We start from the raw sequence: 21,582 nt of genomic DNA, 5'->3' as shown, positions 1-21,582 counted from the left end.
GTGGTGGCGCGGTGAGTGACGGCGAGTCGGGCATACTGCGCGGTGGCATCGCGACCGGCGTGGGCTCGTGGCCCGGCGCCGACGCGCGCGAGGCCGCGGCGACCGTCGTCGGTGAACTGGGCGACCTGCCGCATCTGGTGGAACTGCCCGGGCGCGGCGTCGGAGCCGACATGATCGGGCGGGTGTCCGCGCTGCTCGTGGACATGCGATTCGACAGCACCACGCGCGGCTACCGCCTGGCGGCGCGCCCGGGTGGGGTGGCGCGGCGGGCGCGCGATCTGCTGCGCACCGATCTGGATGCGCTCGAAGAGGCTTGGGAGACGGCCGGTCTGGCCGGTTCCGGGCATGCGGTGAAGCTGCAGGTGACCGGGCCGCTCACGCTGGCGGCGGAGGTGGAACTGCCCGGCGGGCATCGGATTCTCACCGATTCCGGTGCGCTGCGCGATCTTTCGGAATCGCTGGCCGAGGGGCTGGTGAATCATGTGGCCGAGGTGGGTAAGCGGCTCGGCGCCGAGGTGCTGGTGCAGCTCGACGAACCGCTGCTGACGTCGGTGCTGAAAGGCACCCTGCGCGCGGTGAGCATGCTGAACGAGGTGCGCGCCAAACCCGAGCCCGAGGCGCTGCACATCCTGGACACGGTGATCGCCGCCCAGGCCGGACCGGTGCTGGTGCACAGTTGCGCGGAATCCCCCGCACTGGGATTCCTGGCCAAGAGCGCCGCCGCCGCGGTCGGTTTCGACGTGGCCACCATCGGCACCGCCGATCTCGATCGGGTTGGTGAGCTCCTCGACGGCGGTAAGCATCTGGTGCTCGGACTGGTGCCGACGAGCGCGCCGGCCAAGCCGATCACCTGGCGCGAGGTGGCGGAACCCGGTGTGCGGCTGATCGATCGCCTCGGCTTCCGGCGCCGGCTGCTGGCCGAGCAGGTCCTGGTAGCACCGGCGTGCGGACTGTCGGGCGCGCCGCTCGCCTGGGCGCGTCAGGCCCTGAGCCTGGCGGCCGAGACCGCGCGAGCCTATTCCGAAGAGCCGGAATCGCTCTCGTTCGAGTGAACTAGGCCCGGATGCGATCGACGATATCCGTGGCGATCCGCGTGGCGGCCGCGTAGCTTTCCTCGTCACTCAATTCGAGGTCGTTCATCATGGTCAGGCTCCAGCTGATGGCCAGCAGCGCCTGCCGCGCATGGAAAATCGCGATCGGCGTGGTGTCCGGCGCGACCATCAGATCGGCCAGCACCCGGAATTGATAACGCAAACTGGTGCCGAACCCGAGATCCCGGAACGCGGGCTGGTTTTCGGCCCAGAACCGAATCATGTCCTTCCCGAGACTGTGCAGCAACGCCCCGTACCGCACCACGATCTCCTGCGCCCGCTCCTTCCCCACGGGCGCGGATTCGGCCCACTCCACAATCTCGTCGATCCCCCGCCGCAGATCCTCGGAAAGACTCACCACAATGTCTTCCTTGGTCCGGAAGTGGTAATACAAAGCAGCTTTTGTAACCCCCAACCGCTCCGCGATCTCCCGCAACGACGTCTTCTCATACCCCCGTTCCGAGAACAACTCCATAGCCACGGCCCGAATCCGCTCCCGCGTATCGCTCCGCCGCCCATCCACCCGCTCGTCCATCGAATCCTTCCGACGCGCTCCGCCGCCCGGCGGTTTTGCTCGATGCCCGGCAAGCCGCAGCCTATCGGACACGCCGCCAGGCTCCACCCGTGATTGCTGATGGATTGCTAGCTTGCATGCCATGACTGACGTCCGGCGCCGGGCAGGGGTTCTGGCCGCGGCATTCGCGCTGATCATGGCGGGTTCGGCAGGGTTGGCGGCGGCCGAGCCCGATGGGCCGGACCCGGAGCCCGGATTCTGTTCGGGCCCCGAGCGGGACGTGTCGCTGCTGCTCGATCAGCAGCGGCTGCTGGACCGGCTCGGGCATCTGACGACGCTGAACGATATGGGGGATGTGGCGGCGCTGGCGGCGGCCGGGTGGATGTTGCCGACTCACCTGCACGTCAATTTCGAGAATCTGGGCCTGGCCATCGCGCGCCCGGAGGCGATCATGGAGAAGGAGGCCCGCGTCGGGAATCCGGGCATGGTGGTGTACCGCTCACTGGCGCAGACCCCGGTCGAGGAGCACATCGATCCGTACGCCCCGAACTTCCCCTACGTCTTGATCGGCTGGGCGCACGGTCTCATGTACACGCCCGGCGTGTATCCGACGTCGCCCGATTTCTGTATCAGCAAGGACGACTGGTTCGTTCACGAGCAGGGTATTCACACCTTCCCCGAATGGGGTTTCATCGCCGAACCCCCGGCCGAGGACTACCTCGGGCAGAGCGCCGGCGACCTTTTCCCCTTGCCCACCAAGGGTTTCGGCGCCACCCATGGCCGATTCTGGGATGTGCACCTATGGCTGGATCCGAACGGCGGTGTCCCGGGCACGGGCATCGAGCGCCCCTTCGACCGCATCCCCGGCGCCCCCATGCCCGACGACGCCTTCTTCTTCCCGGATAACCGCGCCTACGAGCACGATTCAACCCCGGGACACCACCCGCAGCATCACCATCATTGATCCCGCCGTCGCCCTGTATCGGTCCATGCCCGATCTTTGTTGCGTTTGTGTCGTTCAGGGCGCATCCTCAGCGGTAAGGATGGTATGAGAGGAGGCATGTGATGACGGTGTGTCGCGTGGAACCTGATGTCCCGCAGTCGATGCGGAACGAGATTCGAGACGCATTGGAATCGCTGCCTCCGGCCACACAGGACCAGTCGACCATCACGATCGACGACGTCTCCATGCGGGTTTCCGGTGGCGTGCGAGCCGCAGTGATTGCGCTCCTGGAGCACCTCATCGAGGGTCGCGGAGTTGCGATTACACCGGTGGACGCCTTGGTGACCACTTCGGTGGCGGCGGATCTGCTCGGATTGTCGCGGACATACATATGCCGGCTCGTCGATTCGGGGGAGTTGGCAGTCGAGTACCGGGGCACGCACCGCCGAATCCCGCTGCAGGCTGTCCTCGACTATCGCGAGCGCCACCGTCGCGACCGCGGCGAGGCACTGGACGAGGTTGCGCGTATCTCGAAGGAATCGGGTCTGTACGACGACGACGACGACTTCTGAGGGGGTCCCGTGCCCCCTCGCGCCTTTCTGGATGCCGGATTCGATGTCGGATCCCGCCAGGAGATCGTTGTTCGCCGCGATGGCCCGGGCCTTTCCGGATGCCCTTGTCCGGTGGCCGGACGGCTTGCGAATCGACGTGCCGGAACTGGTCAATGCCAAGGATCGGCATGTTGTTGCTGCGGCAATGTACTCGAATGCCGAAGTGCTGGTGACGAACGATCGCGCCTTGTGCGGGCATTTCGACAGCTCGGCGGCGCGGTTGCCGATCTGGTTTCGAGGAAGGAGTTTCTCGGGGGCGGGTAGCGCCGTCTCAGAACTGGTCCTTCGGGCGCTTCGAGCCGAAGTAGGGGCGGGCGCCGGGGTGGGACATTTGCCAGTTGTCGGGTTTGCCGGTGGGGTAGGCGACGGGGATCCGGTCGCCTATGGCGGGCCATTGGTCGGTGTCCCAGGCGAAGCGGCCGTAGACCTCGTGGGCTACCAGTGTGGGGCCGGAGATGCTGCCGCTGATGGTGACGTATTGCTCGCCGGGGGCGTCGGGGCGGGGGCTTACGCCGGTGATGTAGAGGGTGCCTGTTTCGGGGGCGGCCGTGGCACCGCCGAAGCCGCCGGCGCGGCCGCTGCCGCGGCGGTAGTACATGAGGGCCGCTGCCAGCGCGCCGCCGATGATCAGGACGAACGTGAGCTGCATGAGCATGCCCCCATGCTAGGCGCGCCGGGGGACGAGTAGTGGATTCGGTTGGCTGAGGGGTTGCTAGGCGGTGAGTTCGGCGGGGGATTGGGCGGTCAGTTCGGAGGTGCCCTTCAGGGTGCGGCGGAGTTGCCAGACCGTGGTGCGTTTGGCTTGGGAGCGGCCGTTGCCGCGGTCGATGAGGGTGCGGTCGGCGGTGGTGAAGATGAGCTGGGCGCCTTGGATATTGGTTTCGGGGTTCTGGAACAGCTGGATCAGGCTGTCGGCGGTTTCGGGGGTGAGGTAGGAGTCGATATCGTCGACGGCCAGGACGCCGCCGGTGTCGAGGGCGTCCAGCATGGGCGGGAGCAGGCGCAGCATGGCGAGGGTGGCGCTGGATTCGTCGGCGATGTCGAAGGCCGTCTCGATGCCGTCGTGCACCAGGCCCAGGCCGACGCCGCGGCGCGCGACCATGCGCGAGTAGAGGGCGTCGCGGGCGGCGTAGAGGTTGGCGAGTTCGCGCTGCAGCAGGGTGGTGGTGATGCCGTGTTCGAGGAAGAGCTCCTCGGCGTAGCCCGCCGAGGTGGTGCAGGTCTCGATTTCCTTTGTGGTGGAGGCGATATCGGTGTCGAGGTCGCGCAGGTAGTCGGCGTACATGGCGTCGTCGCCGGGTAGCAGCAGATCGGTGATGCCGAGGTCGGCGGCGCGCAGCATGGTCAGCAGGCGCACGGCGTGATCGGTGGAGCGGGAGATGTGACTGCCCACCCGGTGCGCGATCTCCTGCGGATCCGGTTGCCCGCATTGCACTTCCAGCAGCGACTGGAACCAGCGGTAGGCGGGCACCAGGGGTTCGGCGTACAGCTGCCCGGACAGGCTGAGCAGCAGGGCGTTCGGGCGCACCAGCGGCACCACCGCGCCGAGCCCGTAGCGGGCGGCCTCGAACATCGGCCCGATGCGGATGTCGTCGCCGGCGCGTTCGAAGACCACGCGTTTCCGGTTGTGCGGGTGCGAGTGCAGCCATTCCGCGGACACATCGGCATTGTCGAGCTTGAACCCGTAGGTGTACGGGCAGCCCTCCGCGACGAAGTGCGCCACGAATTCCGTTGGCCGGTCCGCGAATCCGAGGTGCGGGGTGCGCACGGGCCCGGAGTAGGGGTCCCAGCCGGTGACCGAGTTCAGCACGGCGTCGCGCATGCGGTCGAGTGCGTCCATCATGCCGGTCTTGCCGGTGGCGGCGGCGCCGTACAGGGCGGTCACCGGCGTGGGCACGGCGCTGCTGCCCCGGGTGAGCCGCAGTTCCTGCGGCTCGGCGAGGGAGCGGTGATTAGTCACTTGGAAGGTGCGCAACACCCTGGTCATCCTGCCGGTCGGAGGGCGGAAATGCGACTCTCTCTTATCGGGCGGTTGACATGCAACCGTGAGGTTGCCTATTCTCGGTTATGCAACCAAGAGGTTGCATGTCACAGGTGAGGTATTCGGTGGACGAAGTATTCAAAGCCCTGGCCGACCCGAGCCGCCGCCGGCTGCTCGACAGCTTGAACGAGCGCACCGGCCAGACCCTCACCGAACTGTGCGCCGACCTCGACATGAGCAGGCAGGCGGTCAGCAAGCATCTGGCGGTACTGGAGGCGGCCAACCTCGTGACCACGCTCCGGCGCGGCCGCGAGAAACTGCACTTCCTCAATGCCGAACCCGTCAATGCGATCGCCGACCGCTGGATCAACCGCTACGACCGCGCGCGGGTGCATGCGCTCGCCGATCTCAAAACAGCATTGGAGAGTCCCACCATGAGCGACGAATTCGTCTACACCACCTACATCAAGACCACCCCCGAACAGCTCTGGCAGGCCCTGACCGAACCGGCCTTCACCCAGCGTTACTGGGGCGCCACCTTCGACACCGACTGGCGCAAGGGCTCGCGAATGGTCTGGCACCAAGGGGATTGGTCCAGCGACGACGGCGGCCAGGTCATCGAATCCGACCCGTACACGCGGCTGTCCTACACCTGGCACACCTTCGACCCCTCCTTCGGCGAGAAGATGGGAATGCCCGCCGGCAAGGTCGCCGAATGGGCCGCCGAACCGCGCTCCAAGGTCACCTTCGAACTGCTCGATCTGGGTGAGATCGTGAAACTGACTGTCGTGCACGACGGTTTCGGACCCGGCAGCGGCGTGCTGCCCGTCATCACCGATGGCTGGTCCGCCATCCTGTCCAACCTCAAGTCCCTGCTGGAGACCGGCGAGACCCTGCCCGACCCGAATTTCACGGCAGCGTCCTGAGCTGCACGGACGCTGTGCCGCATACCGATCGCCTGCTGCATCTCGCGGGATTCGGAAACGGCCAATAGGCTGTCGCGGTGATTTCCGGGCGGCATGTGGTGGACGGGCGATTCGAGCTGCTCGGACCGCTCGGCAGTGGTGGCATGGGAACGGTGTGGCGGGCCTACGACCTCGCCCTGCACCGCGAGGTGGCGCTGAAGGAGGTACGCCCGCCGGAAGGCGACGGCGCCGCCGAGGTGACCGGCCTGCAGCGCGAACGCGTGCTGCGCGAGGCGCGGGCGCTGGCCCGCATCGGGCACCCGAATGTGGTTGCCATCCACCACATCGTGGACGCCCCCGGCGCCCCGCCCTGGATCGTCATGGAGCTGGTGCGTGGCGGCAGCCTGGCCGATCTGCTCGCCGAAGGCCCGCTGCCGCCCGCCCAGGCCGCCCACCTCGGCCGCGGCATCCTGGCCGCCCTGCGCGCCGCGCATGCCGTCGGGGTCCTGCACCGCGATATCAAACCCGCGAATGTCCTGCTCCGCCAGGATGGTTCGCCGGTCCTCACCGATTTCGGCATCGCCGCGATCGAGGGCATGAGCGGCCTCACCTCCACCGGCAGCGTGGTCGGGTCCCTGGATTATGTTGCGCCGGAACGCCTCTCCGGTCAGGAGGGCCACCCGGCCTCCGACCTGTGGGCGCTGGGCCTGGTCCTCTATGTGGCCGTCGAAGGCCACCACCCCCTGCGCCGCGATACCTCGGTGGCCACGCTGGCCGCCGTCCTGAAGGGCGAGGTTCCGCCCCCGCAGCACGCCGGCCCCCTCACCGCCGCCCTGCAAGCCGTCCTCGTCCCCGACCCGGACCAGCGGCCCACCACGGATCAACTGGACCGCATGCTCGCCGAGGCGACCGGTCTCTCCGCGGTAGGTCTCCCGCCACTGTCCCCGGCGGTCTACACCGCCCCGTCCCCGCCGGGATCGACTCCGCGGCCCTATGCCACCACCCAGGATTCGCACCCGAGTTCCGGTCCGTCGCAACCTGATTCCGCGACCTATCGGGCCGGAAACACGTCACCGGGCTATCCGCCGCACGGGCCGACGCAGCCCTCGATGCCGCAGCCGCGGAGCGACGCGCCGTCGCCGGGATTCGCCTACGGGCCGGCGGCGTACGACGCGGCGAAATCGCCGCTGCGGTACGGCGCGGCCGACGGCGTCGGTGGCCCGCGCCAGGACAACTTCACGCCGGGTCCGCAAGGCGGCGCAGCGCAAGCGTGGCCGCACGAGGTGGTGCGGGCGGGACTCGGGCACGGACAGTCGCACGGTCCCGGCGGACAGCCGCACGGTCTCGGCGGTGCGGTCCCGGCGTCCGTGCCGCGCGGCCGGAATGGATCGCGTGGCCGGAACGGGATACTGGTGGCGCTCGGCGCACTGCTCGTCGTGGGTGTGGTAGTGGTGATCGCCGTGTTGATGCTGCCGAAATCGACCGGGCAGCAGAATGTTTCGGCGAAGAACCCGCCGGGCATCACGATGCCGGGTTCGGTGCCGGGCCTACCCGCTCCGGCGCCCACGACGACCGCCGATGCGCAGACGGTGGACCTGCTGACGCCCGACGGCATGCGCCAGGTGGTCGCCGCCCTCGAAAAGGCTTCGGGCGGCAAGGAATTCACGCAAACAGTGGTCTACCCGACCTATGCCAGCGCCGGTGTCCTGCTCGCCGACGGTTCGAAGCGCTACGACAGCTACTACTACCGCGACGGTGCGGCCACCCGGCAGGGCCCCGGCGGCACTCTCACCGGGGACGCCAAGTCCGTGCAACTGGACTCGATCAACTGGGACGTACTGCCCGCCCTGCTCAGCGCCGCCAATGACAAACTGGGCGTACCGAATCCGACCTCACGCTATGTGATCGTCGACCCCGGCTGGACCTTCAACGACGGCAAGCCCACGATCATGGTCTACCTCAGCGACGACTACGGCGGCAGCGCCTACCTCGCCGCCGACGTCGACGGAACCATCGTCAAGGTCTACCCGCGCGAGAAGTGAGTCACCGCACCAGCCCATAGACATGATCGGGGCCGATACGCACGACCACGCGACGGTCGGCAACCATCGCCCGCCGATAATCATCCCAATCCGGGTGCTCACCGCTGAGCGCCCGGTAGTACTCGACCAGCTCGTCCACGGTCGCATCCTGCGGGTCGGCCGCGACAGGCGTGACCTCCGCCGGCCCTTCCAGCACCGCATACGACCAGAAGTCATCACTGCTCACATGCAACGCCGCCCACGGCTCACGCTTCAGATTGAAGTACTTCGCGCGATCCGCCGTGATGGAGATCCGCGCAATGCCGTCCTCGGGAATCCAGTGCAGCACATTGGACTGTTGCGGCCGCCCATCCTTCCGGATCGTGGTCAGGATCGACTGGCGATGGGCACGGGCGAACTCGATACCTTTGGCGAGGTCCATACGACCTGAAACCGGCCCACCGTCCCCCGTGTTCCCGGTCACTCGGCCGGTGCGCAATAGATGGCGCGACGTGCGCGAATGTGGCGGGGAGGTGTCGGTCGGCTCGGGTAGGTTTTGTGCTGTGAGTGAATCGGGCATCGAGATCAGCCCCGCGAGCGGGGACGAGCGCGTCGAGTGGCAGCAGCTGGCGGAGGAAGTGCGCGACCACCAGTTCCGGTATTACGTGCGGGACGCGCCGATCATCACGGACGGGGAGTTCGACGAGCTGTTCAATCGGCTGGTCGCGCTCGAGGAGGCGCATCCGGATCTGCGGACGCCCGATTCGCCGACCCAGGTGGTGGGTGGGGGGTTCACCACCGAGTTCGCGCCGGTGGATCATCTGGAGCGGATGTACTCGCTGGACAATGTGTTCAACGAGGAGGAGATGCGGCAGTGGATCGCCCGCGTCGAGGCGGACACCGGGCCGGACATCCACTACGTGTGCGAGGTCAAGATCGACGGTGTGGCGCTGAACCTCGTCTATGAGGACGGTCGGCTGGTGCGCGGCGCGACACGCGGCGACGGGCGCACGGGTGAGGACGTCACCCTCAATGCGCGCACCATCGAGGACATTCCGCATCAGCTCACGGCAAGCGCCGAATTCCCGATCCCGAAGCTGCTGGAAGTGCGCGGCGAGGCGTTCATGACGCTCGCCGATTTCGAGGCGCTCAATGCCTCGATCGTCGCGGAAGGCAAAGCGCCGTACGCGAATCCGCGCAATACCGCGGCGGGATCGCTGCGTCAGAAGGATCCGGCGGTGACGGCGCGGCGCCGGCTGCGCATGATCTGTCACGGCTTCGGCCGCCTGGAGGGTTTCGCGCCGGAATCGCAGTACGAGGCGTATCGCGCGCTGGCGTCGTGGGGTCTGCCGGTGTCCGCGCACACCGTTCGGGTGCAGGGCGCGGACGCGGTCGTCGAGCGCGTCGCCTATTGGGGCGAGCACCGCCACGATATCGAGCACGAGATCGACGGCCAGGTGGTGAAGGTCGACGAGTTCTCGCTGCAACGCCGGCTGGGCGCGACCTCGCGCGCGCCGCGCTGGGCCATCGCCTACAAGTACCCGCCGGAGGAGGCCACCACCAAGCTCCTCGATATTCAGGTGAATGTGGGCCGCACCGGCCGGGTTACGCCGTTCGCGGTCATGCGGCCGGTCACCGTGGCGGGTTCCACGGTGGCCATGGCGACCCTGCACAACGCCTCGGAGGTGCAGCGCAAGGGCGTGCTCATCGGCGATACCGTCACCATCCGCAAGGCCGGTGACGTGATTCCCGAGGTGCTGGGTCCCGTGGTGGATGCCCGCACCGGCGCGGAACGCGAGTTCGTCATGCCCACCCACTGCCCCGAATGCGGCACCGAACTCGCGCCCGCCAAGGAAGGCGACGCGGATATCCGCTGCCCCAACCAGCAGTACTGCCCGGCGCAGCTGCGGGAGCGCGTGTTCCATGTGGCGGGCCGCGGCGCGTTCGATATCGAGGCGCTCGGCTACGAGGCCGCGATCGATCTGCTGAAGTCCGATGCCATCGGCGACGAGGGCGACCTGTTCGCGCTCGATGAGGAGAAGCTGCTCACCACAACGCTTTTCACCAACAAGAACGGCACCCTCTCGGCGAACGGCAAACGCCTGCTGCAGAACCTGGACGCCGCCAAGGACCGCCCGCTGTGGCGAGTGCTGGTCGCCCTGTCCATTCGCCACGTCGGCCCGACCGCCGCGCGGGCCCTCGCCTCGGCCTTCGGCAGTATGGACAGCATTCGCGAGGCGTCGGCCGAGGAACTGGCCGCCGTCGACGGCGTCGGCTCGACCATCGCGGACGCGGTGGTCGAATGGTTCACCGTGCCCTGGCATCTCGATATCGTCGACAAGTGGGCGGCCTCGGGCGTGCGCATGGCGGACGAGCGCGACGAGTCCATCGAACGCAATCTCGAGGGCCTGTCCATCGTGGTCACGGGCTCGCTGCAAGGTTTCACCCGCGACGGCGCCAAGGAGGCCATCCTGATTCGCGGCGGCAAGGCCGCGGCATCGGTCTCCAAGAAGACGGCGTTCGTGGTGATCGGCGATGCGCCGGGGTCGAAGGCCGCCAAGGCCGAGGAACTCGGCGTTCAGATCCTCGATGAGCAGGGCTTCGTGAAACTCCTCGAGGGCGGCCCCGACGCTGTGTCTCAGGGATCGGGCGATACCGACGCCGAAGAGTGAGAGTTGTTCAATTGTATTGGGGGACAGGTGATGAGGATGGAGTGGTGATGGGTTCGGGTGTGGAGATCAGGGCGGCGAAGCCGGAGGAATTCGCCGCCGTGGGTGACCTGACGGTGGATGTCTATGTAGGCGAGGGGCACGTCAAGGCCGAAAGTCCTTACGTCGCAGAGCTGGCCGACACCGCCACCCGGGCGGCCTCGGCCGAGATCCTGGTGGCGGTGCGGGACGGTGCGGTCATCGGCTCGCTAACCTTGGCTCGGCCCGGAACGGAGTTCGCCGATATCGCCCGGCCCGGTGAACTCGAATTCCGCATGCTGGCGGTATCAAAGCGGGCGCGTGGACTCGGTGTCGGTTCGGGCCTGCTCCAGCGGGTGATCGAGATCGGCCGCGCCGAGGGTTTCGAGGCGGTGGTGCTCACCACCATGCCGACCATGCAGGACGCGCGCCGTATCTACGATCGCGCGGGTTTCGTCCATGTGCCGGAACGGGATTGGAAGACCATGGCGGGCCGCCCGCTCACGGTCATGCGCCTTCCGTTGTCCTGAGTCTCAGGTGAGGTTGCCGTCGTAGCACATGCTCACGGTGCGCCAGGTGGGTTCGGGCCGCTCGCCGTCGAAGGTCCACTCCGTCACCGGGGTAGCGGCCTTCCAGATCAGGCTGCCGTCCGCGACCCGGACCACCTGGTACACGTCGTCGGTGCCGGGGATGAGCTGATTGCCGACGCAGTAGTCGGTGTAGCTGGTCCCGGGTTGCCGGGCGCCCGAGCTGAATTGACCCACGGGGTCGGCTCGCGCGCCCGGGTTCCGGACCGTATCGCCGCTCGCGGTCCGGGCGCCTTGATTCCAGTGCGGCCGGCCGCCCTGGGTGCCGCAGCTGTACTCGGTGCCGCCCGCGACGACCGTGGCGCCCGCCGGGTAGGATGCGCCGGCCCACAGGCAGCCGGCGGCGGCCCGGCCCCTGCGTTCCTCGGTTTCGGCGTCGGCGGTGGCGGCCAGTGGCAGACCGGCGGCGGTCAGTGCCGCGACGGCCATAGGAGCAACGGCTGCGCGCCGAAATCGTTGGGCGCGTGGGGAAATAGTGGTGTGGGTCCGCGTCGTTGCGGCACTGGGGGTCATCGATTTCTCCTCGCGTCGGGACCGGGTCAGCAGTGGCTGGCCTGGACCGGGCAGACGGTGTAGCCGGGGCCGTCGGCGCGGGTTACGGGTTCCCAGGTGGCGGCGCCGTTGCCGTTGGTGGCCGGTCCGGTCGGGTCGGCGCGGGGCTGGGCGTGGAAGTCGCGCAGGGCGTCCTGGTGTTCGAGCTGGCGTAGCGGGTTGGCGTCGCGGTGCATGTATCCGAAGGGGTCGCCCTGGTGGATGCCCGTGGTGTCGCCGGGGGTGACGTGGCGGCCGGTGTTGTGGTCGCCGGTATTGCTGGTCGCGGTGTGCTGCCCGGCGGAATTGCTTCCGCGAGAAAGGGATTCGGCGGCCGCGGGGCCGGCGGCGAGGACCGCGAGGGCGGCTGCGCCGATCGCGAGGCCGAATACTGTTGCTCCACTGCGGATTCGGGTGGTCCGGACGGGGGTGCGGGTCGTCTGCATGGCGGGTTCGCCTCTCCGTTCGACGGTGAACGGTCACGGTAGTGACTCTCATCTACGTAGTTAAATAGTAGATGACCTACGTAGTTGAATAGTAGGTAAACCCCTAGAAACAGCTGAGAGAAGCGTCTCGGCCAGGCCCATCACCATATGAAAAAGGACGGCACAGCCCACCGGCCGTGCCGTCCCCGCAAACTCGTCAGCGTGCGTCGGCCGCGTCGTCCCCGCGCGCCGCGGCGATCAGATCCTCGCGCGCCCGCGCCACGCGCGAGCGGATGGTTCCGGTCGGGCAGCCGCACACCTCGGCGGCTTCCTGATACGACAGCCCCAGCACCTGGGTCAGGATCAGCGCCTCGCGCCGCTCATCGGGCAAGGCCGCGAGCATGATCTTCACTTCGGCGAATTCGAGCACCGCGGCATCGGCCCCGGTGCGACGGCGGTCCGCCGCCTCTTCCCAGTCGGCACTCCAGGACACGCGCGGCCGGGCCATGGCGGTACGGATCTCGTCCACGCACACCCGGCGGGCGATGGACAGCAGCCAGGCGCGGGCCGTGGACCGTCCTTCGAAACGCCGCAGGCTGCCGAGCGCCCGCAGGTAGGTCTCCTGGGTCAGGTCGTCGGCGCGGCCTGCGTCGGTACGGTGGGCGATGAATCGCCACACATCTGTTTGGGTTGCGCGGATGAACTGCTCGGTGGCGCGCCTGTCTCCCTGAGCGGCGGCCATGGCGAGCACATCGATCCGGGCATCGCTCGACGCCGAGTGCACCGACCTACCATAGCCAGATCGCACGGCCGACGGGCAAATCCGATGGTCGCCGACAATGTCACACCGATTCCCGGGAACTTCCGGCCCCGAATCGACGACACCTATCGACGTGAAGTGCGAAGTGTGCCAGGAAGCGCTGTCCGCGCGCATCGACGGAGAGGCGGAGCCGGTACCGGCCGAGCAGGTCGACAGGCATCTCGAAGAGTGCCCGGCCTGCACCGATTGGTATGCGGCGGCGGTCGCCGTGACGCGCGGGCTGCGTATGCGGCCCGTGACGCCCACCCCGGATCTCGCGGCGTCGATCGTCGAGCGCGCGGTGGCCGAGGGTGCGGTGCCCGGATTCCGGGACGGCCGGGTGGAGGTGCTGCGCCTGCTGCTCGGGGTGATCGGCGCGGTGCAGTGTGCGCTGGGTATCGCGCAGCTGGCCGGGTTCGGGGTCGGCGTGCACACCGATCACATGATGCAGTCCGGCAGCGGGCATCTGTTCAACGAGAGCACCGCGTGGAATCTCGCGCTTGGTGTCGGCATGGTCTATTGCGCGCTGCGTACGAAGGCCGCGGCCGGTCTGGTTCCGGTGCTCGGCGGGTTCACCGCCGTAGTCTCGCTGTTCGTGGTCCTGGATCTGAGTCACCACGAGATGACGGTGTCCCGCGCGACCTCGCACCTGGTGGTGGTGGCCGGTCTGGTGGTGGCGGTGCTGCTGCAACGACGGCTGCGCGGCGGCCCGGAGGAACGCGGCACCGAGTACGAACCGGTGCCGGTACCCGAGGGTGCGCGCGGCGGCCGGCGCATCCGGCATCTGTCCCGCCATGATCCGGCGGCCTGACACCTTCGTTTCCGACTGAACCTCCGACGAGAGAGCCGACGAGAGTGGAATCTTCGACCTTGACCGCCCCGGAACAAGAACGGGTCCGGGTGCGGTTGGCGGTGACCGGTATGAGCTGCGCGAGCTGCTCGGCGCGTGTCGAACGCGCGCTCAACCGGATGGACGGCGTGACCGCCGCGGTCAATGTGGCGACCGGTGTGGCCACCGTCGACGCACCGGACGGCACCGGCGCGAACGATCTGTGCGACACCGTGATCGCGGCCGGCTACGGCGCGACCGAGATCACCGGCCGAGGCCCGATGGTCGACACCGGCCCCGAGGATCGGGCGTCCGCGGACCTGTTCCGCCGCCTGATGGTGGCGCTGCTCCTCTTCTTCCCGCTCGCCGATCTGTCGATCATGTTCGCGGTGGAGCCGAGCACCCGCATCACCGGCTGGCAGTGGATTCTGCTCGGCCTCGCCCTGCCCATCGTGGTATGGGCGGCGGCCCCGCTGCACAAGCGTGCGCTGGCCGGCTTGCGTACCGGGGCAACCAGTATGGACACCCTGGTGTCCATCGGCATCACCTCGGCCACACTGTGGTCGATCGTCACGCTGTTCCTCCGGGATCGCGATCCCGAACCGGTGCACGGGGTGTGGAATGCGATCCTGCACGCGGACTCCATCTATCTGGAGGTCGCGGGCGGTGTGACCGTATTCGTGCTGGCCGGAAGGTATTTCGAGGCCAAGGCGAAGCGCCGGGCAGGTGGCGCGCTGCGAGCGCTGGCCGCGCTGGGCGCCAAGGACGTCACCGTGCTCACCCGGGACGGCAGCGAAATCACCATCCCCATCGACGAACTCACCGAGGGCACCCGCTTCCTGGTGCGCCCGGGTGAGACGATCGCCACGGACGGCCTGGTGGTGGAGGGACATTCGAGCGTCGACGCCTCGGCCATGACCGGCGAGTCGATTCCGGTCGAGGCCGTTCCGGGTACCGCGGTCACCGGCGGCACGATCTCCCTGACCGGTCGCCTGGTGGTCGAGGCCGCCGCGGTCGGTGCGGACACCCGCCTGGCGGGCATGATCCGCCTGGTCGAGGAGGCGCAGGCGGGTAAGGCCGCACTGCAGCGGCTGGCCGACCGGATCTCCGGCGTATTCGTGCCGGTCGTCCTGGCCTTGGCCACACTGACTTTCACCGGCTGGATGATCAGCGGCGCGGGCCTCGACGCCGCCATCGGCGCGGGCCTGGCCGTATTGGTGATCGCCTGCCCGTGCGCCCTCGGCCTGGCGACTCCGACCGCGCTCATGGTGGCTTCCGGCCGCGGCGCGCAACTCGGCATCTTCATCAAGGGCCACGATGCCCTCGAAGCCAGTCGCACCGTGGACACCGTGGTCTTCGACAAGACCGGCACCGTCACCGAGGGCGCCATGACAGTCGCCGCGGTCCATATTCTCGAGGGCGAGGACCGCACCGAAATCATCCGCCTGGCAGCCGGTTTGGAGTCCGCCTCCGAGCATGCGGTGGCCGCGGCGATTACCGCGTACGGTCGCACCGCCGGGGCGCGGCAGCCCCTGGTCGACAGCTCGGTCGCGTCCGGTGACGGTGCGGAATCGTCGATCGACGTGCTGACCGCGGTCGATGCGGGTAGCCGAGAGCTGCCGAAAGTCGGGGACTTCACGGCGCTGCCCGGCCTGGGTGCGCGGGGTACCGTCGCCGGGCGCACCGCGTTGATCGGCCGTCCCACCCTGCTTTCCGATGCGGGCGTAAGCGTCTCGTCCGGGTTGCAGCGAATGCTGGAGCGGGAGCAGAAGTTCGGCCGGACCGCCGTGTATTTCGCGGTGGACGGCCGGGCGGTGGCGGTCATCGCGGTGGCCGATACGGCGCGGCCCAGTGCTGCGGCCGCGATCGAGCGGTTGCACGGTCTGGGTCTGCGGACGCTGCTGGTGACCGGTGACAATGCCTTTGCCGCGCAGGCGATCGCGGATGAGATCGGTATTTCCGAGGTGATCGCCGAGGTGCTGCCGGAGGGCAAGGTCGAGGTGTTGCGGAGTCTGCGCGAGCAGGGCCGCCGGGTCGCCATGGTGGGTGACGGCATCAATGACGGTCCCGCCCTGGCCACGGCGGATCTGGGGCTGGCCATCGGCCGCGGCACCGATGTGGCGATCGGCGCCGCGGACATGATCCTGGTCCGTGACGATCTGGCCGCGGTCCCGGATGCCATCGAGCTCGCCCAGGCCACGCTCCGCACGATTCGCGGGAACATGGTGTGGGCGTTCGGCTACAACGTGGCCGCGATTCCGGTGGCGATGGCCGGGCTGCTGAATCCGCTGCTGGCGGGTGCGGCCATGGCGTTCTCGTCGCTGTTCGTGGTGTGGAACAGTCTGCGGCTGCGCGGTTTCCGGGGCGGCGTCTAGCGGCGTCGTTCGCTGAGCTGGGTGAGCATGGCGTTGTAGGCGGTGAGTTCGTCGTCCTCCGGATATTCGTCCTGGTGCCGGTCGATGCGCGCGGCGTCGCGGCGCTCCTGTTTCGCCCACTGCGACAGCAGGGCGCCGACCACGAGCAGCACCGGCACCTCACCGGAGATCCAGGCGAGGGTGCCGCCGAGATGCTGATCGGACATGAGGTCGTGCATCCAGCCCAGCATCAGCTGCGGGTAGAAGTCCTTGCCGATGAGGTTGTCCATGGACATGACGGCCACACCGAAGAACGCGTGGAACGGCATGATGGCGAACAGCATGCCGAGCCGGCCGAGATGCGGCAGCCGTTTGGGCCCGGGATCGATGCCGATGATGGCCCAGTAGTAGAGGTATCCGGTGATCAGGAAGTGGATGTTCATCAGCAGGTGACCCCAGTGGAAGCGGATCAGCTGATCGAACAGCGGTGAGAAGTACAGGCCGTACAGCGAGACCACGAAGATGATCAGCGCGATGATCGGATTGCTCAGCAGCCGCGTGAACCGCGAATGCATCAGCGACAGCACCCATTCGCGCGGTCCCGGTTGCGCGCCGCGCCCGGCGGTCGGCACCGCGCGCAGCAGCAGTGTCACGGGCGCGCCGAGCACCAGCAGTACGGGGATGAACATGTTGAGCGCCATATGCGTCATCATGTGCACGCTGAACATGGCGTAGCCGTACGCGCCGATGCCGGACGAGGTGACCAGCAGCAGGCCGATGCACCCCACGACCCAGGACAGGCTGCGCCAGCGCGGCCAGGTGTCCCCGCGATGCCGTAGCCGCCACGTACCGGCGAGATAGGAGACGGCGAGCAGGATTGCGGCCGTACCGAGTACGACATCGAACCGCCACACGGTGGCCAGCCGCAACAGGTTCGGCGGATGCGGCAGATCGAATCCGAGGAACACCTGCAAGGCGGTGAAGGATCGGTTCGCGAACGCCGGCGCGGGCTGGATCGCCATGCTCACCGAAATCCCCAGCCACAGCACCCCGGCCGCGGCCGCACCGGCCAGCACCGTTGGCAGGGAACGAGAATCGGCGGTTCCGGCGCGCAGCCATCCGATGAGCGCGACATGTCCGGCCAGCAGTACCGCGGCCGCGACGCCCAGCCAGCCGTACACGCCGCCGAAAGTGCTGGGCGGGGTGAGAATCCAGGTCAGGATGACGGCTGTGGGCACCATGACGGTCACACACGCGATGACGATGATCCGATACCGCCGCAACGCAACCCCGAAGCGCGCCATGCCTTCAGCACTGGTCGCTCGCCGCCGCTGCCCGAGCACACACCAGGTCAACCCCGCGAGCATGGACAGCGCGATGGTGAACGGAATGACCGCTCCCGTGGCGTAATCATGATTGGGCCCCTCCCCGGCATTACCGACCACCGCGGGCGAGATCACCGCCACCGCACTCATCCCCGCGAGCCCGAACATGCTGTTCCACGACAGCGAAAGCCGCAGCAACACCGCGACGGCAACCACGAGCACGGTCACCACGATCCACGCCTTCGGCTTCTCCGCCGCCCCGATCAACGGCGACAGCGCATGCAACCGCACCGCCTTCGACAACGACATCCCCGCCGCGTCCGCCGCCGTCACCGGCACCAGCGCCACGGCCGACAACGCCCATACCAGCGCCGCCCGCTCCGCGATCCGCACCGCCGCGAACCCATCCACATCCATCCGCCCCCGCGAGGTGGGCGCCGCACAGAACAACGCATAAACGAGCGGCCCCAACGTGAACCCACCCGCCAGACACGCGATCAACCGCAGCACCGCATAGGTGACCGCCGCCCCGCCTCCGGGAAACGGAATGCCCTGGTCGGTATAGGCCCGATGGCCCACCGCGAGGGTCACGGCGACCACGAGCACGGCTGCCGCGATCCCCGCGAGTGCCAGCGCCGAGCCCGCCGCCCGACCACGCCTCGGCGAAACGGCGGCGGAGAGTTCCGAAACCGCCCCCGCGCCGCCGGCAGCCGCGGTCGTGCGGTCCGGAGCGGTGACCGTGCCGGCTGCCACCACGACATTCGTGTCCGCGGTCGTACCGTCCGGATCGGCTGGTGGGCCGGCCGCGTCCGGCGCACCAGCCTGCGGCCGGGTCGTCGTGGTGACTCCCGGCGACAGCGATGTGGCCGAGCCGGGATGGGCGGGGTCGCTGCCCGGTGTGGCGGGGTTGGTGCCGGTCATCCGAGTTGATCCCTTTCTGCTGATGAGCGGTCGGGTGGGGCGGTGACCAGGTGTGGCCGGCCGGTGAGCGGGTGGGGGACTATCGCGCTGCGGACGCCGAAGACAGTCTCGACCCGGTGCGGGGTGAGGGTTTCGGCGGGTGGGCCACTGGCCACGACGGTGCCGTTGGCGAGCAGGACCAGGTGGTCACAGTAGGCGAGGGCGTGATCCAGGTCGTGGAGGGCGGCGACGGTGGTGAGGCCGAGGTCCTTGACCAGTTCGAGGAGTTCGAGCTGGGCGCCGAGGTCGAGATGATTGGTGAGCTCGTCGAGGAGCAGGACGGGTGTCTGCTGGGTGAGGGCGCGGGCGAGCAGGGCGCGCTGGCGTTCTCCGCCGGAGAGGGAGGCGAAGACGCGGTTGCCGGCCCAGGCCAGCCCGACCCGTTCCAGCGCCGCTCGCACCACGTCCCGGTCGGCGGCATTGTCGCGGGCGAAGGCGCCCTGATGCGGAATGCGGCCCATGGCAACCATTTCCAGCACCGAATAGCCGTGCTCCAGCCCGTGCTCCTGGGCCACCACGGCGGTGCGGCGGCCCGCCTGCTTGGCGCCGGTCCGCCACACATCGTCCGAACCGATGCGCACCACACCGGAACTCGGCCGCAGCGCGCGATACAGGCAGCGCAGCAGGGTGGACTTGCCCGACCCATTGGGCCCGGCCAGCCCGGTGAACGATCCGGGCGCGATATCCAGGTGCACATCGTCGAGGATCGGCGCGGTATCGATGGCGACGCCGAGCGCGCTGACGGAAATCTTCATGCCACACCGATCTTCCTGCGCCGCAACAGAATCAGGAACGCGGGCGCGCCGAGCACGGCGGTGATGATGCCGATGGGAATCTCATTGGGCCGGTCCACGGTGCGCGCGGCCAGGTCCACCAGCACCAGGAATATCGCGCCCAGCAATAGCGAAACCGGCAGCGCGCGACGGTGATCCGGCCCGACCAGCAGCCGCGCCGCATTCGGCACGATGAGCCCGACGAACCCGATACCGCCCGCCGCGGCCACCACGGTGGCGGTCAGCAGCGACGAGATCAGTAACAGCCACAGCCGCAACAGATTCGGATTCACACCCAGCCCGGCGGCGGTATCGTCACCGAGCGCGAGTGCGTTCATCCCGCGCGCCAGGGTCGGCAGTACGGCGAGGCCCGCCACCACCGCGAGCGTGGGTGCGAGCAGACTCGACCAGCTCGCCCCCGTCAGCGATCCGAGCAGCCAGAACATCACTCCGCGCAGTTCCGCGGGTTTGGCGCGCAGTTGCAGATAGCTGGTGATCGCGGTGCCCAGATACGACACCGCGACCGCGGCGAGCAGCAGATCCGAGCCGATCAATCGCCCGCTGCGCTGCGCCAGCACGAACACCAGCGTCAGGCTCAGCAGCGCCCCCGTGAACGCGCTGCCGGTGACGCCGAATCCGGTGGCCGCCAACGCTCCCGTGGTCATGGCGATCACCGCGCCCAGCGACGCGCCCGAGGTGACGCCGAACAGATACGGGTCGGCCAGCGGATTGCGCACCAGGTTCTGCAGGCACAATCCGGCCAGGCCGAGTCCCGCCCCGGCGACGGCGGCCAGCAGTACTCGCGGCGCCCGGAACTGCCACACGATCTGATCGGTGAGCGGATCACCTCCGGCCCGCCCGCCGAGGTGAGCCCACAGCACCCGCACCGTATCCGCGGGTGCGATGCTCACCGTCCCGAATCCGATGGCCAGCACGACGGCCACCGCCAGCCCGGCGCACAGCGCGCCGAGCAGCGGTCCGAAAGCCTTGCCGGACACCGCATGCGGGCCGGTCCGGCGATCAGTTGCCGGGATGGATGGCATCGGCGATCTTCTGCACGGCAATGGCGTTGAGCGGTCCGATCAACGGGCTGTCGGACAGCGTGACGAACTTCTTGTTCTTCGAGGCCGCCCACTGCGGGAACTTGGTGAAGAGTGCGTCCGCTTCCTTCGCCGCGTCCTCACTGGCCTGGTAGCGCCCGATCACCACCAGGTCCACGGGTGTGGAGGCCAGCGCCTCGGCATTGATATCGGCGAGTTCGTCGGAGGTCTTGCCGCTGAACGGGTTTCGCCCGCCGGCCCGGTTGATCACGTCGTCGTAGATGCCGCCGGCGAAGACGGCGGGCAGTCCGTTGGAGTTCATGGCCGCCATGCCGGGGTAGACCAGCAGCACGTTCGGTCGCGGCTTGCCGTCCACCCGCTGCTGCACGGCGGCGATCCGATCACGTTGCTGCTTGACGTAATCCACGGCCCGCTGCTGCACATCGAAGATGCGGCCGAGGGTGAGCAGCAGGTCGAAGGAGGCGTCGATGGTCTGGTTCTGGGCGCGTGCCTTCTCGTCGGCGGTGGCGTTCGGGTTACCGACGGTGCAGTTGGCCGGATCGACGAAGGCTTGGATTCCGCTGGTGGACAGGGCGTCCCGGCTGATGGACCCGATCTTGTCGTCGAATTCGCCGTACCAGGTGGACACCACCAGATCCGGTTTCGCGGCCAGGATCTGCTCGCGCGGGACCGCGCTGTTCTGATTGAGGGTGAGCCCGCCGGTCGGTACGGCCGCCACCTTCTCGGCCATGCCGGGTTCGTCGGAGAGTCCGTACGACTGGCTATTGGCGATGATCTTGTCCTGAAGGCCGAGCGCGATGAAGCTTTCCACCTCGGCGACGGAGGCGCCGCTGGTCACCAGTACGCGGCTGGGGGCCTTGTCGAAGGTCAGCTGTTTGCCGCAGTTGTCGAGGGTGAGCGGGTAGGTGGTGGCGGCCGCGGTGAGCGGCGTCTGCGAGAGGTCGGCGGGCGCCGGGTCCTTCTTCGCCGTTCCGCAGCCCGCGGCGAGCAGGGCCGCCGTGAGCAGGGCGGCGGTGGCCGCGTGGCGGGAACGAGGTCGGGAACGGAGGCGCGGTGTCGCGCGGATTGCGGAGAACACATGACAGCCGTCGGATATGAGCGCCGTGTGGTTCCCGGGTGTCGAACAAGTCACAAAGGTCCGGTTCCTGGGAACTTGCCGGTACGGGCCCGCGACCCCTTCCTTTG

The 21,582-nt window shown here is 68.3% G+C and carries 20 protein-coding genes; 9 read left to right on the top strand and 11 right to left on the bottom strand.

Going from position 1 to position 21,582, the window contains the following annotated elements; genetic code table 11:
- Positions 1-11 precede the first annotated feature (11 nt).
- On the top strand, positions 12-1,052 hold the full coding sequence (locus ACIP5Y_RS04575) for a methionine synthase (protein ID WP_400347532.1): 1,041 nt from the start codon (positions 12-14) through the stop codon (positions 1,050-1,052).
- 1 nt (position 1,053) lies between these two features.
- Here ACIP5Y_RS04575 and ACIP5Y_RS04570 read toward each other — a convergent pair whose 3' ends face one another.
- Positions 1,054-1,626, bottom strand: a complete 573-nt coding sequence (locus tag ACIP5Y_RS04570) for a TetR/AcrR family transcriptional regulator (protein ID WP_400349130.1) — start codon at positions 1,624-1,626, stop codon at positions 1,054-1,056.
- A gap of 121 nt (positions 1,627-1,747) precedes the next feature.
- On the opposite strand from ACIP5Y_RS04570, the gene ACIP5Y_RS04565 reads away from it, so the two are divergent.
- Positions 1,748-2,569 (top strand): hypothetical protein, encoded by an 822-nt coding sequence (locus tag ACIP5Y_RS04565; protein WP_400347530.1) that lies wholly within the window; start codon positions 1,748-1,750, stop codon positions 2,567-2,569.
- A gap of 101 nt (positions 2,570-2,670) precedes the next feature.
- Positions 2,671-3,120 (top strand): helix-turn-helix domain-containing protein, encoded by a 450-nt coding sequence (locus tag ACIP5Y_RS04560; RefSeq protein WP_400347528.1) that lies wholly within the window; start codon positions 2,671-2,673, stop codon positions 3,118-3,120.
- Positions 3,121-3,430: 310 nt separating this feature from the next.
- Here ACIP5Y_RS04560 and ACIP5Y_RS04555 read toward each other — a convergent pair whose 3' ends face one another.
- Both ACIP5Y_RS04555 and ACIP5Y_RS04550 read right to left on the bottom strand, forming a co-directional pair.
- Positions 3,431-3,814 carry a hypothetical protein gene (locus ACIP5Y_RS04555; RefSeq protein ID WP_400347526.1) on the bottom strand — a complete coding sequence of 128 codons (384 nt, stop codon included), beginning with the start codon at positions 3,812-3,814 and terminating at the stop codon, positions 3,431-3,433.
- 57 nt (positions 3,815-3,871) lie between these two features.
- The gene (locus tag ACIP5Y_RS04550) at positions 3,872-5,146 is read right to left on the bottom strand and encodes an ATP/GTP-binding protein (RefSeq protein ID WP_400347524.1); all 1,275 of its coding nucleotides are present in this window, start codon (positions 5,144-5,146) and stop codon (positions 3,872-3,874) included.
- A 119-nt stretch (positions 5,147-5,265) separates the two neighbouring features.
- Between ACIP5Y_RS04550 and ACIP5Y_RS04545 the strand changes: the two genes are divergently transcribed.
- Both ACIP5Y_RS04545 and ACIP5Y_RS04540 read left to right on the top strand, forming a co-directional pair.
- A complete protein-coding gene (locus ACIP5Y_RS04545; RefSeq protein ID WP_400349128.1) occupies positions 5,266-6,066 on the top strand; it encodes an ArsR/SmtB family transcription factor in 801 nt (266 codons plus the stop codon).
- Between the two features lie 77 nt (positions 6,067-6,143).
- Entirely contained in the window at positions 6,144-8,087 is a 1,944-nt protein-coding gene (locus ACIP5Y_RS04540) for a protein kinase (RefSeq protein ID WP_400347523.1), read from the top strand.
- Between the two features lies 1 nt (position 8,088).
- Here the strand turns inward: ACIP5Y_RS04540 and ACIP5Y_RS04535 are convergent, their stop codons facing one another.
- Positions 8,089-8,508, bottom strand: a complete 420-nt coding sequence (locus tag ACIP5Y_RS04535; RefSeq protein ID WP_400347521.1) for a PPOX class F420-dependent oxidoreductase — start codon at positions 8,506-8,508, stop codon at positions 8,089-8,091.
- A gap of 121 nt (positions 8,509-8,629) precedes the next feature.
- Between ACIP5Y_RS04535 and ligA the strand changes: the two genes are divergently transcribed.
- The gene (ligA, locus tag ACIP5Y_RS04530; RefSeq protein ID WP_400347519.1) at positions 8,630-10,738 is read left to right on the top strand and encodes an NAD-dependent DNA ligase LigA; all 2,109 of its coding nucleotides are present in this window, start codon (positions 8,630-8,632) and stop codon (positions 10,736-10,738) included.
- A 47-nt stretch (positions 10,739-10,785) separates the two neighbouring features.
- The gene (locus ACIP5Y_RS04525; protein WP_400347517.1) at positions 10,786-11,283 is read left to right on the top strand and encodes a GNAT family N-acetyltransferase; all 498 of its coding nucleotides are present in this window, start codon (positions 10,786-10,788) and stop codon (positions 11,281-11,283) included.
- 3 nt (positions 11,284-11,286) lie between these two features.
- Here the strand turns inward: ACIP5Y_RS04525 and ACIP5Y_RS04520 are convergent, their stop codons facing one another.
- The 3 genes from ACIP5Y_RS04520 to ACIP5Y_RS04510 all read right to left on the bottom strand — a co-directional run bounded on the left by ACIP5Y_RS04520 (position 11,287) and on the right by ACIP5Y_RS04510 (position 13,080).
- A complete protein-coding gene (locus tag ACIP5Y_RS04520) occupies positions 11,287-11,769 on the bottom strand; it encodes a hypothetical protein (protein WP_400347516.1) in 483 nt (160 codons plus the stop codon).
- A gap of 110 nt (positions 11,770-11,879) precedes the next feature.
- The gene (locus ACIP5Y_RS04515) at positions 11,880-12,317 is read right to left on the bottom strand and encodes a hypothetical protein (RefSeq protein WP_400347514.1); all 438 of its coding nucleotides are present in this window, start codon (positions 12,315-12,317) and stop codon (positions 11,880-11,882) included.
- 196 nt (positions 12,318-12,513) lie between these two features.
- Positions 12,514-13,080, bottom strand: a complete 567-nt coding sequence (locus ACIP5Y_RS04510; RefSeq protein ID WP_400347512.1) for a sigma-70 family RNA polymerase sigma factor — start codon at positions 13,078-13,080, stop codon at positions 12,514-12,516.
- A 109-nt stretch (positions 13,081-13,189) separates the two neighbouring features.
- Between ACIP5Y_RS04510 and ACIP5Y_RS04505 the strand changes: the two genes are divergently transcribed.
- Together ACIP5Y_RS04505 and ACIP5Y_RS04500 are read left to right on the top strand one after the other, a co-directional pair.
- Positions 13,190-13,906, top strand: coding sequence for a zf-HC2 domain-containing protein (locus ACIP5Y_RS04505; protein WP_400347510.1), 717 nt, complete (start codon positions 13,190-13,192; stop codon positions 13,904-13,906).
- 44 nt (positions 13,907-13,950) lie between these two features.
- A complete protein-coding gene (locus ACIP5Y_RS04500) occupies positions 13,951-16,299 on the top strand; it encodes a heavy metal translocating P-type ATPase (RefSeq protein WP_400347509.1) in 2,349 nt (782 codons plus the stop codon).
- Here the strand turns inward: ACIP5Y_RS04500 and ACIP5Y_RS04495 are convergent.
- From ACIP5Y_RS04495 to ACIP5Y_RS04480, 4 genes are read right to left on the bottom strand one after another with little or no spacing between them, the layout of a single operon-like run.
- Positions 16,296-18,524 (bottom strand): cytochrome c oxidase assembly protein, encoded by a 2,229-nt coding sequence (locus ACIP5Y_RS04495; RefSeq protein WP_400347508.1) that lies wholly within the window; start codon positions 18,522-18,524, stop codon positions 16,296-16,298. The two genes, ACIP5Y_RS04500 and ACIP5Y_RS04495, sit on opposite strands and share 4 nt — an antisense overlap.
- Positions 18,521-19,318, bottom strand: a complete 798-nt coding sequence (locus ACIP5Y_RS04490) for an ABC transporter ATP-binding protein (protein ID WP_400347506.1) — start codon at positions 19,316-19,318, stop codon at positions 18,521-18,523. Before ACIP5Y_RS04490 ends, ACIP5Y_RS04495 begins: the two co-directional genes overlap by 4 nt.
- Complete coding sequence (locus ACIP5Y_RS04485; protein WP_400347505.1) at positions 19,315-20,379, bottom strand: FecCD family ABC transporter permease; 1,065 nt, start codon at positions 20,377-20,379, stop codon at positions 19,315-19,317. The genes ACIP5Y_RS04490 and ACIP5Y_RS04485 overlap by 4 nt, the downstream gene beginning before the upstream one ends.
- Entirely contained in the window at positions 20,357-21,475 is a 1,119-nt protein-coding gene (locus ACIP5Y_RS04480) for an ABC transporter substrate-binding protein (protein ID WP_400347503.1), read from the bottom strand. Before ACIP5Y_RS04480 ends, ACIP5Y_RS04485 begins: the two co-directional genes overlap by 23 nt.
- Positions 21,476-21,582 lie beyond the last annotated feature (107 nt).

Origin of the sequence: Nocardia sp. NPDC088792, assembly GCF_044750615.1 — a bacterium.
Classification (GTDB): domain Bacteria; phylum Actinomycetota; class Actinomycetes; order Mycobacteriales; family Mycobacteriaceae; genus Nocardia.
This window is presented reverse-complemented; position numbering and strand designations above follow the sequence as displayed.